We start from the raw sequence: 14,067 nt of genomic DNA, 5'->3' as shown, positions 1-14,067 counted from the left end.
CGCCCTCAGGTTCTTCGCGAGCAAGCTCGCTCCTGCAGAAAGAGGGCGTTAGTCGTCTTCGTGGGTCAGTTCAAGCACCCGGTCCACGAGCTTGTTGATGCCCGACGCCACCTCGCTGATATTTTTGCCCAGCATATACGCCGGTGTACTCACCAACTTGCGTGCCTTGTCCTCAACGATATCTTCCACCGTGCATTCCTGATGGGTGGCGCCCATTTTGTCCAAGGCCGCTGCGGTGTCGGTATCGTTGCCGATGGTGCAGATCACGCCCGGGCCGTAGATTTTTGCGGCCAGGGCCGGGGAAATGCAGATCAGCCCCACCGGCTTGCCCGCTTCGGCAAAGGCTTCCGCCAGCTCCAGCACCTGCGGATTGACGCTGCAGCCGGCGCCTTCCACTGCGAAATTCGACAGGTTCTTCGCCGCGCCAAACCCGCCCGGCACGATCAGCGCATCGAAGTCAGCCACATTGGCCTCACGGATATCTTTCACCGCGCCTCGGGCGATGCGCGCTGACTCCACCAACACATTGCGCGATTCGGGCATTTCTTCGCCGGTAAGGTGGTTGATCACATGCAGTTGCGCAATATCTGGCGCAAAGCACTCAACCTGAGCGCCGCGCTGGTCCAGGCGCAGCAGGGTGATCACGCTTTCATGGATTTCTGCACCGTCGTACACGCCACAGCCGGAAAGGATCACTGCAATCTTTTTGCTCATGGGCATTTCTCCTGATTCATGGCGTTAAATGTCTACTAATTTGTAACCTGTTGCCAATGGGATCTCATGGGACTGCACTAATCTGATGTAACAAAAATAGACCGGACTAGCCCATGGACTTCGTGCCTTACGCGGTACCGTTTTTCATTGCCTTGATCGTGGTGGAGCTGCTGGCTGACCGCTGGCGCGGTGCGCGCAACTATCGAGTAGCCGACGCTATCAACAGCCTCAGCACCGGCGTGCTGTCTACCACCACCGGGTTACTGACCAAGGGCGTGGGTTTGCTCACCTATGCATTCGCCCTCAAGCACTTGGCGCTGATCGAATGGTCGGCCCAAAGCGTGTGGACCTGGGTGTGCGCCTTTGTGCTCTACGACTTCTGCTACTACTGGCTGCATCGCCTGGGCCATGAGCGCAATATCCTGTGGGCTGCGCACTCAGTGCACCACCAGAGCGAGGACTACAACCTCACCACCGCGTTGCGTCAGACCAGTACCGGCTTTTTGTTGAGCTGGATCTTCTACCTGCCCCTGGCCGTGCTCGGTGTGCCATTGGTGGTGTTCGTCAGTGTGGCTTCGCTCAACCTGCTGTATCAATTCTGGGTGCATACACGTCACGTGCCCAAGCTCGGCTGGTTCGAGGTGTTCTTCGTTACACCGTCCAATCATCGTGCCCACCACGCGCAGAACGCCCTCTACATGGATCGCAACTATGGCGGGGTGTTCATTTTTTGGGACCGCTTGTTCGGCACGTTCCAGGAAGAAGACGACAACGAACCGGTGATTTTCGGCGTGACCACGCCCCTGGCCAGTTGGAATCCGCTGTGGGCGAACCTGCAGTTTTATGCGCAGTTGTGGAGCGATGCCCGTCGTACTGAGAACCGCTGGGACAAGCTGCGCATCTGGTTCATGCGCACCGGCTGGCGCCCCGCAGATGTAAAAGCCAACTACCCGATAGCCAAGCCGGACCTGGCCCGGTTCCGCAAATTCGAGGTGCCGCTGGATACGCGCCAGCAGGTCTACGTTGCCGTGCAGTTTGCGGTCTATGTGGGGTTTGGCAGTTATTTGATGAATTTCGCAGAAGGCCTGCCCACGGCGGCGCTGGTGCTGGGCTGGGGCGCGATGGCCCTGGGGCTGTTCACGCTGGGGGTCGCACTGGAGAATCGCCCGTGGGCGCTGAAGGCAGAAGGGGTGCGCCTGGGGCTGAATCTGCCGTTGGTATGGCTGGCCCCGTGGGTCGGGCTATGGCCGGCCAGCGCTCTGGGCTGGCTGGCGCTGCTGAGCTACAGCCTGCTCAGCGTGATTGGCCTCTACTGCTGCAGAAGCCGGGTTACTCGCCTGGCGTCTTAGGGGGTTCGACCGGGGCGGGTTCGGCAGCGAGCCGGGCCTTGGCTTCGGCACACGCCTCGCGGGCGATGCGGGCATTCTTGACGCGGCGTCGCAGCCACAGGCCCAAGCCCAGCACCAGCAAGGCGCCCAGCACCCACAGCTCGTATTTCTTGACACTGCCGAGCATGCCTTCGAGTACCGCGCCGAAATGATAGGCCGCAGCCCCTAGCGCAGCCGCCCATATCGCCGCACCGATACCGTTGAGGATCAAATAGCGCAGGGGCGGGTAGCCGGACAGGCCAATCGCCACCGGCATCACCGTGCGCAGACCGTAGACGAAGCGAAAGCTCAGCACCCAGATATCCGGATGTTTGCGGATATGTTCCAGCGCCTTGTCGCCCATCAATTGCCAGCGCGGTTTGCGCGCCAGCAATTTGCGGCCGTGCTTGCGCCCCATGTAGTACCACAGCTGGTCGCCGGCGTAGCTGCCGAAAAAGGCAACGACTACTACCAGGTTGATATCCATGTATCCACGGAACGCCAGGAAGCCTGCGAGCACGAGGATGGTCTCGCCTTCGAAGAACGTGCCGAGGAAGAGGGCAAAGTAGCCGAAGTCATGCAGAAATTGTTGAAGCATGGTCTAGGGTGCTGGCGAAATGAACGCGCAGCCTACGCCTTCACGAAGATTCATGAAAGTATCGAGATGTGTCACGAAGTGAACAATTCCTACGCAAATGCCGAATGCGACTTCAGGTCGGATCGATAAGCACAACTGTCATTCATTCGTCATAATGGCCGCTTATAACTGCACCGCCCGCCCGTAAACGCGGGCTCAGGAGTCTGTCGTGAGCTTTATCTCCGCCAACCGGCTATTTCCCGCCACACGTCTGCGCCGCAACCGCCGTGATGATTTTTCTCGCCGTCTGGTACGTGAAAATGTACTGACGACGAATGATCTGATCCTGCCGGTATTCGTGCTGGACGGTGAAAATCGCCGGGAAGCGGTGGCCTCGATGCCGGGGGTGGAGCGCTTGAGCATTGACCTGCTGCTCGAAGAAGCCGCCCATTGGGTGGAACTGGGAATCCCGGCGCTGCCCAATTGCTTAGAGAGCAACCATAGCCCTCACAGGAACACTCGATGAATACCGAAGGACTTACAGAAGTTGCCGTAAAAGACGCTCATCCGGTGGTTGAACAAGTCACCGAGACCCCGCCGGAGCTTGAGCCTGCCCCGCCTGTGGTGGCCGCCGAAGCGCCGGCGCCGGCGCCAGTGGCCGTGGTTACCAACCTGGATGACAGCAGCCTGTACATCCACCGCGAGCTGTCCCAACTGCAATTCAACATTCGCGTGCTGGAACAGGCGCTGGATGAGTCCTATCCATTGCTGGAGCGGCTCAAGTTCCTGTTGATCTTCTCGAGCAACCTGGACGAGTTCTTCGAGATCCGCGTCGCCGGCCTCAAGAAGCAGATCACCTTCGCCCGTGAGCAAGCCGGTGCCGACGGCCTGCAACCGCACCAGGCCCTGGCGCGCATCAGTGAGCTGGTGCACGGCCATGTGGACCGCCAATACGCGATCCTCAACGACATCCTGCTGCCGGAACTGGAAAAACATCAGGTCCGCTTCATCCGCCGCCGGCACTGGACCACCAAGATCAAGACCTGGGTGCGCCGTTACTTCCGTGACGAGATTTCACCGATCATCACCCCGATCGGCCTCGACCCGACGCACCCGTTCCCGTTGCTGGTGAACAAGAGCCTGAACTTCATCGTCGAGCTCGAAGGCATCGACGCCTTCGGCCGCGACTCGGGCCTTGCGATCATCCCGGCGCCGCGCCTGCTGCCACGAATCATCAAGGTACCCGAAGAAGTAGGGGGCGCTGGCGATAATTATGTATTCCTGTCGTCGATGATCCATGCGCACGCCGATGACCTGTTCCAGGGCATGAAGGTCAAGGGCTGCTACCAGTTCCGCCTGACCCGTAACGCCGACCTGGCGCTGGACTCTGAAGACGTCGAAGACTTGGCCCGTGCCCTGCGCGGTGAGCTGTTTTCGCGGCGCTACGGCGATGCGGTGCGCCTGGAAGTGGCGGACACCTGCCCGAAACACTTGTCGGATTACCTGCTCAAGCAGTTCAACCTGGCCGAATCCGAGCTGTACCAGGTCAATGGCCCGGTGAACCTGACGCGCCTGTTCAGCATCACCGGACTGGACAGCCACCCGGAGCTGCAATACAAGCCGTTTACACCGCAAATCCCGAAACTGCTGCAAAACAGCGAGAACATCTTCAGCGTGGTGAGCAAGCAGGACATTCTGCTGTTGCACCCCTTCGAGTCGTTCACCCCGGTGGTCGACCTGTTGCGCCAGGCCGCCAAGGACCCGCACGTCCTGGCTGTGCGCCAGACGCTGTATCGCTCCGGCGCCAACTCGGAAATCGTCGATGCACTGGTCGACGCTGCGCGTAACGGCAAGGAAGTCACGGTGGTGATCGAGCTGCGAGCGCGCTTCGATGAGGAGTCCAACCTGCAGCTGGCCAGCCGCCTGCAAGCAGCCGGTGCGGTAGTGATCTATGGCGTGGTCGGCTTCAAGACCCACGCCAAGATGATGTTGATCCTGCGCCGCGAAGCCGGTGAAATCGTGCGTTACGCCCATTTGGGCACCGGCAACTACCACGCCGGCAACGCGAAGCTCTATACCGACTACAGCCTGCTGACGTCCGACGACGCCCTGTGCGAAGACGTCGGCAAGTTGTTCAGCCAGCTCATCGGCATGGGCAAGACCTTGCGCATGAAGAAGCTGCTGCACGCGCCGTTCACCTTGAAGAAGGGCATGCTCGACATGATTGCCCGCGAGACCCAGTTTGCCCTCGAGGGCAAGCCGGCGCACATCATCGCCAAATTCAACTCGCTGACCGATCCTAAGATCATCCGTGCGCTGTACAAGGCCAGCCAGTCGGGCGTGCGCATCGACCTGGTGGTCCGTGGCATGTGCTGCCTGCGCCCGGGCATTGTCGGCGTCTCGCATAACATCCATGTGCGCTCGATCATCGGCCGCTTCCTGGAGCACACGCGGGTGTTCTATTTCCTCAACGGTGGCGAAGAGCAGATGTTCCTCTCCAGCGCCGACTGGATGGAGCGCAACCTCGACAAACGCGTGGAGACCTGCTTCCCGGTGGAGGGCAAGAAGCTGGTCATGCGGGTCAAGAAGGAGCTGGAAAGCTACCTGACCGACAACACCCACAGCTGGAGCCTGCAGTCGGATGGGCGGTATGTGCGCAACACACCGACCGGCAACCAGAACCCACGCAGTGCGCAGGCCACGTTGCTGGAGAAGCTGGGCAGCCCGATCCTGACGGTGAACTGACAACCAGTGCGGTCAAAAATGTGGGAGGGGGCTTGCTCCCGATAGCGGTGGGTCAGTCAAAGTATCAAGTGACTGACACACCGCATCGGGAGCAAGTCGAATCGTCGCACCGCCCCTCCCACATTTGTTTTGCGGTGTTCTTTAATGCAGGTTCAGGCTGAACCCCACCCGCGTCAGCCACTCCGCTTCCTGGGCGAAGTCCGCCTGGGTCAGCTGGTTTTCATCCAGCCAGCCTTTGGGGAACATCACCTCCAGGCTGTCGCCGTCGGCGCGCAGCTTCACCTGGGGCATTTCCTGGGTGCCACGGATGTGGTGGAACAGGATGGCAAAGCGCAACAGCGCGCACAGGCGAATCAGCTTGATGCCGTCTTTGCCGAACTCGGCAAATTTGTCCCTGGGAATATTGCGGCGGTGGCCGCGCACCAACAGCGCGAGCATCTGTTGGTCTTCCCGTGAGAACCCGGCCAGGTCCGAGTGTTCGATCAGGTAGGCGCCGTGCTTGTGGTAATGGTAATGGGCGATGTCCAGGCCCACCTCGTGCACCTTGGCGGCCCAGCCCAGCAGTTCACGCCATACGCCGTTTTGCAGGTCCCAGTCATCGGCCACCTGGTCGAAGGCGTGCAGGGCTTTGCGCTCTACGCGCGCCGCTTGCTCCACGTCTACGTGGTAACGCTCCATCAACGAGCTGAGGGTGCGCTCACGCACATCTTCATGGTGATGGCGACCGAGCAGGTCATAGAGCACACCTTCGCGCAGGGCGCCGTCACAGTGGTCCATGCGTTGCAGTTCGAGGGCGTCGAAAATGGCTTCAAGAATCGCCAGGCCGGCGGGGAAGATGGCGCGGCGGTCAGGCTTGATGCCGTCGAAGTCGATCTTCTCGGCATCCCCCAGCTTGAACAGCTTGCGCTTGAGCCACGCCAGGCCTTCGGCATTCACCTCGCCGGTGCCATGGCCGCCGGCCTTGAGCGCCAGGCCGATGGCACGGATGGTGCCGGAAGAGCCGATGGCTTCATCCCAGCTCAGGCGGTGCAGGGCGTGTTCGATGCTCATGATCTCCAGCCGCGCCGCCGTGTAGGCCTGGGCATAGCGCGCCGGGGTGATCTTGCCGTCCTTGAAATAACGCTGCGTGTAGCTGACGCAGCCCATCTGCAGGCTTTCGCGCAGCAGGGGTTCGAAACGCTGGCCGATGATGAATTCGGTACTGCCACCGCCAATGTCCGCCACCAGGCGTTTGCCCGGGGTGTCAGCCAGCGTATGGGAGACCCCGAGGTAAATCAGGCGTGCTTCCTCGCGACCGGAAATAACCTCTACCGGATGCCCGAGGATTTCCTCGGCGCGATGGATGAATTCGTTGCGGTTACGGGCTTCACGCAAGGCGTTGGTGCCCACTATTCGTACAGCGCCAGGCGGCATGCCGTTGATCAGTTGCGCAAAGCGCTTGAGGCAGTCGAGGCCGCGCTGCATGGACTCTTCATTGAGCTGGCGTTCGTCGTTGATCCCGGCAGCCAGTTGCACTTTCTCGCCGAGCCGCTCAAGGATGCGGATTTCACCGTTCTGGGCCTTGGCCACGACCATGTGAAAGCTGTTGGAGCCCAGGTCGATGGCAGCGATCAGGGACAGATTCTTGGCTTGGGATTGCGGCATGGTTTGGGGTCTCGGTCGATAACCTTGCCATCGTGCCACGATCGACCGCTGGAGCCAACGCGTTGTGCTTCGGTAATTTTTCTGCGGCTGTCTGTGGGGGTAATTTGTGAGATATGTAGGATGGCATCGAATGACAAGCGGGGGAGTAGTGAATTAATTTTGTAGGAGTTTTAACTTCGCCTCGTAGTAAAGCCGCGTTTTGATTTTCCCTACAGGACGCGTTTGATTATGTCATCGGGTATTTTGTTTTAGCCTACTTTTAAATTGGGTTTAAATGACCAGCAGGTTTTACAGTTCTCACATTAACCCAGGCGTTATCTGATTCTTTAATGAAGCACCAAGGCGACACACTGTCACCCGGCAATTTTGCCTTGGTGTTATTTATGTGTCGTTGTCGACATCCAGGAAGATAAACCGTTTGGCGATGGAACCGCCAAGACGAATGTAGAGAGCACCTGATAACTTTCAAGTGACAGGTCGAATATGAAAAAAATTGTTGGATTGACCCTGGGGCTCGTTTGCCTGGCGGCAAACATTGGCGCACATGCTGCCACCAGCGCAGAACTGATCGTCAGGGGGGTCATCAAGCCCGCCGCCTGTAACCTCAGTATGAGCGGCGGTGGCATTATCAACTACGGCGATATTCCTTCGGGCCAACTGTCCCAGACGGCGTTTAACGCGCTCACCGAAAAAACCACGCCTATCACCGTCAGCTGTGGCAATACGCCTGTCCAGTTCGGGCTCAAATTTGTCGACCTGCAGGCCGGCAGCAAGGTAACGGGCATCCTCACTGCGCTCGGGGGTGGTTACACCGAGGCGAACAACTTTGGGTTGGGGACTGTGGCCGGCCGGAGAACGGGTGGCTTTGCCGTTACCCTCAGGGACCTGCGCTCGCCGACCGCAACACTGTTTCCGATCATGCGAATCAGCGCCGGCGCCTGGCAGAACAGTGATGGCAAAGTCGCACAAGCGCCTAGCCAATATTCCTGGCGTAGCAGCACGGCCGCCACACCCGCCTCTATCAACCAGTTGACCGGGACGATTGCTGTGCGCGCGGTGATCAATAAAGGCCAGGACCTGGACCTGAGTCGTGACGTTACCCTTGATGGGCGCGCAACACTTGAATTGAGTTACATCTAAGCGACATAACAACAGTCGATCAAGAAACATGTGTTTCTGGTCGGCTGTTTTAAAGCGCGCCCGTCGCTCAATAGTCAACTTCAAGGTTGTGGGGAACACAGAGTGCTTAGTCGTCCCGTAAGAAAGAGTACGCGTTTGTTATATGCACTGTTGCTCTTGTGCTTTGTCGGTGTTGCGGTGGCTGATGGTATGTTGCCGGAAACCACGGTCATTGTATTGAACGAAGAGCAGGGTGAAGCGACGATAAACATCAGGAATACCGACGCGGCTCCAGCGCTGCTGCATTCGGTAATAGAAAACATACCGGAAGATGTGGAACCGCTTTTGATCGTGACGCCGCCTATTGCGCGGGTGGAAGGGGGTGAAACGCAACTGGTGCGTTTCATCAGCACGTTGAAGGCCCCGTTGAAGACTCAGCGGCTCAAACGCGTGTCTTTCGAGGGCATTCCCCAGGCGCGTGCTGCGGGCGGTGCGACCATTGGTATCACCTTGCGGCAGAATTTGCCGCTGATCCTGCATCCCCAAGGCCTGCCGGTTCATCACACGCCCTGGGAGCTGCTGAAGTGGCGACGTACAGGGCAACGTTTGACGGTCCACAACGATAGCGCTTATGTGGTGCGCATGGCTCCGCAGGTTCGGTTATTGCCACAGGGAGCCCTGGCTACGCTGCCGCGCACCTACATTTTGCCGGGCGAAGCGCTGGCGGTGAAGGTTGAAGGACCCTTGGAGGAACTGACTGATATAGAGATTCAACCGGCCACGATCTACGGCTTTTCGGTAGAAAACTACCGGGCCCCGATCAATACCGACGGGGGTTGATCGACCCATGACAAACCTGTCGAGTCACCGAATCGGAGCTTTTTTATGGACCCGCCGACCCACGTTGCTCATGGGGATGGCAACACTGTGGAGCTTGCCTGGCGTTGCCCCTGCCTTGGAACTGGGCGAGGGCTTTGACCTGGCAGCACTGACCACGCACGGCATTGACCCGAAAGTCTCGGACTACTTCCGCACGGCGGCGCGCTTTCGCGAGGGCACCCAGGTGGTGGGGTTGAAAGTCAACGGCAACCCGCTCGGCTTGGTGGACGCCCAGTTCGATGCCGATGGGCAATTGTGCTTTACCCCGGCATTGCTGGACAAAGCCGGGTTGGTCAAACCCACTGCCATCGTCCGCAAAGGCGCCACTGCCGACCAGGCATGCCATGACTTTCTGGGGGCGTTTCCCACGACCATGGTGCGGCTGCGCCCTGGCAACGATGAAGTGGCGCTGGTGGTGCCCACCTCATCACTGCGCGAACCGCAGTGGGAGGCCGGGGAGTTCGCCCGGGGCGGTGCGGCGGGCTTGTTCAACTATGATGTGCAGGGTTTCGACAGCCATTCGCGCAGTGGGAACAACCGGTTCGTGTCGGCTTACACCGAAGCGGGTTTCAACCTGGGTGATTGGATTCTTCGCAGTCGTCAAATCTACGTCTCCGATAACGGCGTGACGCACAACGAGCACCTGTATGCCTATGCGCAGCGGGATATCGCCGCGTTGCGCTCGACTTTCCAGGCGGGCCAGCTGTCCAGCAACAATCCGCTGTTTGGTGGCATCCAGCTGTCGGGTGTGCAGTTTTCCCCCGACGGCCAGTCGCGCGTGCCGGCAGGCAGCAATAACGCGGTGGTGGAAGGCCTGGCACAGAGCCAGTCGCGGATTGAGGTGCGTCAGTCCGGCGTTTTGATCCACAGTACGCTGGTGCCCGAAGGGCCTTTCCGGCTGACCGGTTTGCCGCTGCTCAATGGCACAAGCGACCTTGAGGTCAGTGTGATCGATGTACGCGGGGGCCGACGCAGCTTCGTGGTGCCGGCGGCTTCGTTCGCCGGCGCTGCGCCGGCGGCACCCGGTTATTACTTGTCCCTCGGCAAACTACGTGAAGAGAGGCAGGGCGAGGGGCCGTCGCCCGTCGTTGCCATGGGCAGCGGGACGTGGGGCCTGGGGCGCGACTCAACGGGTGGTTTCGGCTTGTTGAGTACCGACGAGTACTGGTCGGCAGGTGGCACGTTGAGCAGCGTGTTTTTCCAGCGAGTGTCGGTGGGCGCGCGTCATAACCTGTCCCGCGACAGCCGTCATGCCGTGTCCGGCTCACGCAGTAGCGTGTCCGTGAGCAGCCCGGTATCCGCCAACGTCGAGCTCAACCTCAGCGCAACCAGCCAGACCCGCGGCTATCGCGAGGTGATCGAGGCCGGCCGCCCGACCACGGCCGACGTGCTGGCGTCACGCTTCAAGAATCAATACACGGCGGGCGTGACATGGGTCGACGCCACCCTGGGTGCCTTCTCCCTGGGCTATACCCGTAACGCTCAATTTGACGGGCAATCGAGCGAACACGTGTTCGCCTCATGGAACAAATCGTTTCGCTATGCCGATGTTGCGTTGATTGCCGACTCGCAGGTGGGCAGCACTCAGGCACGCCGCGACGCCACTCGGGATCGAAACCGGCGCGACACCGTCCTCGATGATGATTTGTCCTTGCGGCTGCAGGTCAGCGTGCCCCTGGGCGGTGATCGTCGTGTGAACAGCTATGTCAGTCGCCGTGGGGGGCAGTCCCGTACCGGCACGGCGCTCACTGAACGGGTCAATGAGTATGTGAACTATGAAGTGGGTGTCGAGCGCGACCTCAGTGCGCAGGAGCAATCGATGCGCGGCCAGGTAGACCTCACGCCGCGTTACACCCGAGTCGGTCTGGGTGTCAGTCGCGACCCGTTAGGCACCAGTTACACCGGGCAACTGCAAGGTGGCGTGGTCGCTCATGAAGGTGGGATTACCTTCTCGCCCTACACGGTGCAGGACACGTTTGGTATTGCGTCGGTGGGCGACATTGGTTCTGCAAAAATCGACACCCCGCAAGGCCCGGTGTGGACCGACTTCACCGGCCAGGCCGTGCTTCCAAACTTGCCTGCCTACACCAACAGCCATATCGAGGTGCAAACCCAGTCCTTGCCAAAACGCGTTGATCTGAAGAACGGCACCCGTGTGCTCGCCGCAGGTCGCGGTTCCGTCAACACCGTGGCATTTGATGTGGTGAAGGTGCGCCGCATGCTGGTCAACGCCAGCGATGATCAAGGGCGGCCACTGCCTCAGGGGGCTGCGGTGTTCGGCAAGGGCGATCGTTTTCTGACCAGCGTAGTGGGCGAGGGCATGATCTTCCTGAACGACGTGAACGAGGTGCAAGACCTGAGGGTTTCATTGCCGGACTCGGCCAGTTGCCTGCTGAACATTTCCCCTGGGAGCCAGCCTGATAATGACAAGTTCTTCGATACAACAGCGGCGGTGTGCCATGGTCGGTAAGCTTAAATGCCTCGGCTGTGCGCTGTTTTGTACGGTGTTGCTGGCTCAGGGCGCGCACGCCGAAAACTGCCGGTTGTCCGTGAGCCAACCGCGTATCGACTACGGGGTCATTCGCCGGGAGGCGCTGGTCGAAAGCACCACCGTGACGCTCGCCACGCGCACGCTGCAGCTCAACGTGTTGTGCGTCGAGCCGTCGGTGATGGCGTTGCGGTTTATCGGTGCCGCCGATGGGCAAGCGTTCCGTTTTGGCCGGCAGGGGCGGTTGCGGCTTAGCCTCAAGCATGCACAGGTGGATGGGCGTGCCGTCGACTGGGACCCGCCCGGCGGTGGTGCGGCTGGGCAGTTATTACCGGGCCAGGTCCTGACGGCACGCGTCGCAGGGAGGCCGGTAACAGGTCAGCGCTTGACCGCCCAGGTCGACATCGACACCGACCTGCCCGCCGAGGCCCTGCAAGTGCGGAGCCAGACGTCGCTGGAGGGGCAAGGCCGTTTCGAACTGGTCAGCCCGGCTGTTCCACTGAACCGATGAAGTTGGCGAGCTCCGGCGTTTGCGGGTTGGCAAACAGGACCTTGGGGTCGCCCACTTCATGCACCTTGCCTTGGTGCATGAACACCAGCTTGTCACCGACTTCCCGGGCGAAGCGCATTTCGTGGGTCACCATGATCAGCGTCATGCCGTCCCTGGCCAGTTGGCGCACCACGCTGAGCACTTCGTTGACCAGTTCCGGATCGAGGGCCGAGGTGATTTCGTCGCACAGCAGCACCTTGGGTGACATGGCCAGGGCGCGGGCTATGGCGACGCGCTGTTGCTGGCCACCGGACAGCCGGTCCGGGAAAGCGTCGAACTTTTCCCCCAGGCCGACCCGCTCCAGCATCTGCTTGGCCAACTGCGCGGCCTTGGCCTTGGACACCTTCTGCACCACTTGCGGGGCGAGCATGACGTTCTCGCCGACGGTCAGGTGCGGGAACAGGTTGAACTGCTGGAACACCATCCCGACCTTCTGCCGCAGGCTGCGCAGGTCGGCGCGGGCGGCATCGAGGTATTCACCATCGACTTCGATCACGCCGTCGTTGATCGACTCCAGGCCATTGAGGGTCCGCAGCAAGGTGGATTTACCCGAGCCACTGCGGCCGATGATCGCCACCACCTGGCCCTCTTCAACGGAGAGGTCGATGCCCTTGAGTACGTGATGATCGCCGTAATACTTATGCAGGGCGGAAATTCTAAGCAGAGGCATGCAGTCTCCTTTCCAGGTAGCGCGCACTGAGGGACAAGGGGTAGCAGAGCAGGAAGTAACCGAGGGCCACCAGGCCGTAGACCATGAAGGGTTCGAAGGTGGCATTGGCGAGCATGCCGCCGGTCTTGGTCAGTTCGGTAAAACCGATGATCGAAGTCACGGCGGTGCCTTTGACCACCTGCACCGAAAACCCCACGGTCGGCGCCACGGCAATGCGCAGGGCCTGGGGCAGGATCACGTAGCGCAGTTGTTCAAGGGGGTTGAGCGCCAGGCTGGCCGATGCCTCCCATTGCCCATGGGCAATGGAGTCAACGCAGCCGCGCCAGATTTCGGCCAGGTAGGCGCTGGTAAACAGGGTCAGGGCGATGGCCGCCGCCAGCCAGGGCGAAATATCCACCCCGAGCAACGCCACACCGAAAAACACCAGGAACAGTTGCATCAGCAGCGGCGTACCCTGGAACAGTTCGATATAGGTGCGGGCGACATTGCGCGGGAATGCCTTGTGACTGATGCGCATCGCCATCACCAGTAGGCCGATCACACCGCCGCCTATGAACGCCACCAGCGACAGCAACAGCGTCCACTGCAGGCCGGTGAGCAGGTTGCGCACGATGTCCCAGAAGGAAAAATCACTCATCGGCTGTTCCTCATCACATAGCGGCGGCCGATCCAGTTGAGCAACTGGCGAATCATCAACGCCATGCACAGGTACACCAGGGTGGTCAGGGCATAGGTTTCAAAGGCGCGGAAATTGCGCGACTGAATGAAGTTGGCGGCAAAGCTCAGCTCTTCGGTAGCGATCTGCGAACAGACGGCCGAGCCAAGCATCACGATGATGATCTGGCTGCTCAGGGCCGGCCACACCTTGCCCAGTGCCGGCAGCAGCACCACATGGCGAAACGCTTCGAAACGCGTCATGGCCAATGCCGCCGCAGCCTCCAGTTGCCCGCGCGGTATGGCCTGGATACCGGCACGGATGATCTCCGTGGAATAGGCCCCCAGGTTGATCACCATCGCCAGTACGGCGGCTTGCCACTCGGTGATTTTCAAGCCCAGGGACGGCAGGCCGAAGAAGATGAAAAACAGCTGCACCAGAAAGGGCGTGTTGCGGATCAACTCGACATACACGCCGAAGCACCAGGCGAACGGCTGAATCTTCCATGCCCGCACGACTGCACCGACGGTGCCCAGGGCCACTCCCAGGAGTGCGCCGATAGCCGTCAGCTCAAGGGTAAACAGGGCGCCGCGTAACAACAGGTCGGTGTTGGCCAGCACCGGTACAAAGTCGAATTGATACGCCATCAGTCAGCTCCG

12 protein-coding genes and 1 pseudogene are annotated in these 14,067 nt (G+C 60.3%); 7 read left to right on the top strand and 6 right to left on the bottom strand.

The features are described 5' to 3' along the window. Window positions 1–48 precede the first annotated feature (48 nt). Entirely contained in the window at window positions 49–714 is a 666-nt protein-coding gene (gene elbB / locus C4J88_RS26220; RefSeq protein ID WP_124364922.1) for an isoprenoid biosynthesis glyoxalase ElbB, read from the bottom strand. A gap of 113 nt (window positions 715–827) precedes the next feature. Between elbB and C4J88_RS26215 the strand changes: the two genes are divergently transcribed. Further along, the gene (locus C4J88_RS26215) at window positions 828–2,063 is read left to right on the top strand and encodes a sterol desaturase family protein (RefSeq protein ID WP_124408478.1); all 1,236 of its coding nucleotides are present in this window, start codon (window positions 828–830) and stop codon (window positions 2,061–2,063) included. Here the strand turns inward: C4J88_RS26215 and C4J88_RS26210 are convergent. Further along, complete coding sequence (locus C4J88_RS26210) at window positions 2,044–2,679, bottom strand: DedA family protein (protein WP_124364920.1); 636 nt, start codon at window positions 2,677–2,679, stop codon at window positions 2,044–2,046. The genes C4J88_RS26215 and C4J88_RS26210 overlap by 20 nt on opposite strands. 208 nt (window positions 2,680–2,887) lie before the next feature. On the opposite strand from C4J88_RS26210, the pseudogene C4J88_RS26205 reads away from it, so the two are divergent. Together C4J88_RS26205 and ppk1 are read left to right on the top strand one after the other, a co-directional pair. Further along, window positions 2,888–3,136 (top strand): annotated as a pseudogene (locus C4J88_RS26205) (porphobilinogen synthase); the annotation flags it as partial. A gap of 44 nt (window positions 3,137–3,180) precedes the next feature. After that, window positions 3,181–5,403, top strand: a complete 2,223-nt coding sequence (gene ppk1 / locus C4J88_RS26200; protein ID WP_124368778.1) for a polyphosphate kinase 1 — start codon at window positions 3,181–3,183, stop codon at window positions 5,401–5,403. A gap of 141 nt (window positions 5,404–5,544) precedes the next feature. On the opposite strand, the gene ppx is transcribed toward ppk1, so the two are convergent. Continuing rightward, window positions 5,545–7,047, bottom strand: coding sequence for an exopolyphosphatase (gene ppx / locus C4J88_RS26195; RefSeq protein WP_124364918.1), 1,503 nt, complete (start codon window positions 7,045–7,047; stop codon window positions 5,545–5,547). 483 nt (window positions 7,048–7,530) lie between these two features. Here ppx and C4J88_RS26190 point away from each other — a divergent pair, with 483 nt between their 5' ends. The 4 genes from C4J88_RS26190 (at window position 7,531) to C4J88_RS26175 (ending at window position 12,044) form a co-directional block, all read left to right on the top strand. Next, complete coding sequence (locus C4J88_RS26190) at window positions 7,531–8,187, top strand: DUF1120 domain-containing protein (RefSeq protein WP_124368777.1); 657 nt, start codon at window positions 7,531–7,533, stop codon at window positions 8,185–8,187. 135 nt (window positions 8,188–8,322) lie between these two features. Continuing rightward, window positions 8,323–9,006 (top strand): fimbria/pilus chaperone family protein, encoded by a 684-nt coding sequence (locus C4J88_RS26185; protein ID WP_218567112.1) that lies wholly within the window; start codon window positions 8,323–8,325, stop codon window positions 9,004–9,006. A 7-nt stretch (window positions 9,007–9,013) separates the two neighbouring features. Next, window positions 9,014–11,515: a fimbria/pilus outer membrane usher protein gene (locus C4J88_RS26180; RefSeq protein WP_124408477.1), complete on the top strand. Its 2,502-nt coding sequence runs from the start codon at window positions 9,014–9,016 to the stop codon at window positions 11,513–11,515. Next, on the top strand, window positions 11,505–12,044 hold the full coding sequence (locus C4J88_RS26175) for a hypothetical protein (protein WP_124408476.1): 540 nt from the start codon (window positions 11,505–11,507) through the stop codon (window positions 12,042–12,044). The genes C4J88_RS26180 and C4J88_RS26175 overlap by 11 nt, the downstream gene beginning before the upstream one ends. On the opposite strand, the gene C4J88_RS26170 is transcribed toward C4J88_RS26175, so the two are convergent. The 3 genes from C4J88_RS26170 to C4J88_RS26160 are packed head-to-tail and all read right to left on the bottom strand — an operon-like array spanning window position 12,016 to window position 14,055. After that, complete coding sequence (locus tag C4J88_RS26170) at window positions 12,016–12,753, bottom strand: amino acid ABC transporter ATP-binding protein (RefSeq protein WP_124408475.1); 738 nt, start codon at window positions 12,751–12,753, stop codon at window positions 12,016–12,018. The genes C4J88_RS26175 and C4J88_RS26170 overlap by 29 nt on opposite strands. After that, a complete protein-coding gene (locus C4J88_RS26165; RefSeq protein ID WP_124364913.1) occupies window positions 12,740–13,390 on the bottom strand; it encodes an amino acid ABC transporter permease in 651 nt (216 codons plus the stop codon). The genes C4J88_RS26170 and C4J88_RS26165 overlap by 14 nt, the downstream gene beginning before the upstream one ends. After that, window positions 13,387–14,055, bottom strand: coding sequence for an amino acid ABC transporter permease (locus C4J88_RS26160; RefSeq protein ID WP_124364912.1), 669 nt, complete (start codon window positions 14,053–14,055; stop codon window positions 13,387–13,389). Before C4J88_RS26160 ends, C4J88_RS26165 begins: the two co-directional genes overlap by 4 nt. Window positions 14,056–14,067: the final 12 nt, after the last annotated feature.

Origin of the sequence: Pseudomonas sp. R4-39-08 (genome assembly GCF_003852275.1) — a bacterium.
Lineage (GTDB): Bacteria > Pseudomonadota > Gammaproteobacteria > Pseudomonadales > Pseudomonadaceae > Aquipseudomonas.
The sequence above is the reverse complement of the archived record's forward strand: the minus strand, read 5'-3'. Positions and strand labels throughout refer to the sequence as shown.

Bases quoted from the DNA above. Each gene is read 5' to 3' on its own strand.
- elbB (WP_124364922.1), bottom strand. From the start codon at position 714: ATGAGCAAAAAGATTGCAGTGATCCTTTCCGGCTGTGGCGTGTACGAC.
- C4J88_RS26215 (WP_124408478.1), top strand. From the start codon at position 828: ATGGACTTCGTGCCTTACGCGGTACCGTTTTTCATTGCCTTGATCGTG.
- C4J88_RS26210 (WP_124364920.1), bottom strand. From the start codon at position 2,679: ATGCTTCAACAATTTCTGCATGACTTCGGCTACTTTGCCCTCTTCCTC.
- ppk1 (WP_124368778.1), top strand. From the start codon at position 3,181: ATGAATACCGAAGGACTTACAGAAGTTGCCGTAAAAGACGCTCATCCG.
- ppx (WP_124364918.1), bottom strand. From the start codon at position 7,047: ATGCCGCAATCCCAAGCCAAGAATCTGTCCCTGATCGCTGCCATCGAC.
- C4J88_RS26190 (WP_124368777.1), top strand. From the start codon at position 7,531: ATGAAAAAAATTGTTGGATTGACCCTGGGGCTCGTTTGCCTGGCGGCA.
- C4J88_RS26180 (WP_124408477.1), top strand. From the start codon at position 9,014: ATGACAAACCTGTCGAGTCACCGAATCGGAGCTTTTTTATGGACCCGC.
- C4J88_RS26175 (WP_124408476.1), top strand. From the start codon at position 11,505: ATGGTCGGTAAGCTTAAATGCCTCGGCTGTGCGCTGTTTTGTACGGTG.
- C4J88_RS26170 (WP_124408475.1), bottom strand. From the start codon at position 12,753: ATGCCTCTGCTTAGAATTTCCGCCCTGCATAAGTATTACGGCGATCAT.
- C4J88_RS26165 (WP_124364913.1), bottom strand. From the start codon at position 13,390: ATGAGTGATTTTTCCTTCTGGGACATCGTGCGCAACCTGCTCACCGGC.
- C4J88_RS26160 (WP_124364912.1), bottom strand. From the start codon at position 14,055: ATGGCGTATCAATTCGACTTTGTACCGGTGCTGGCCAACACCGACCTG.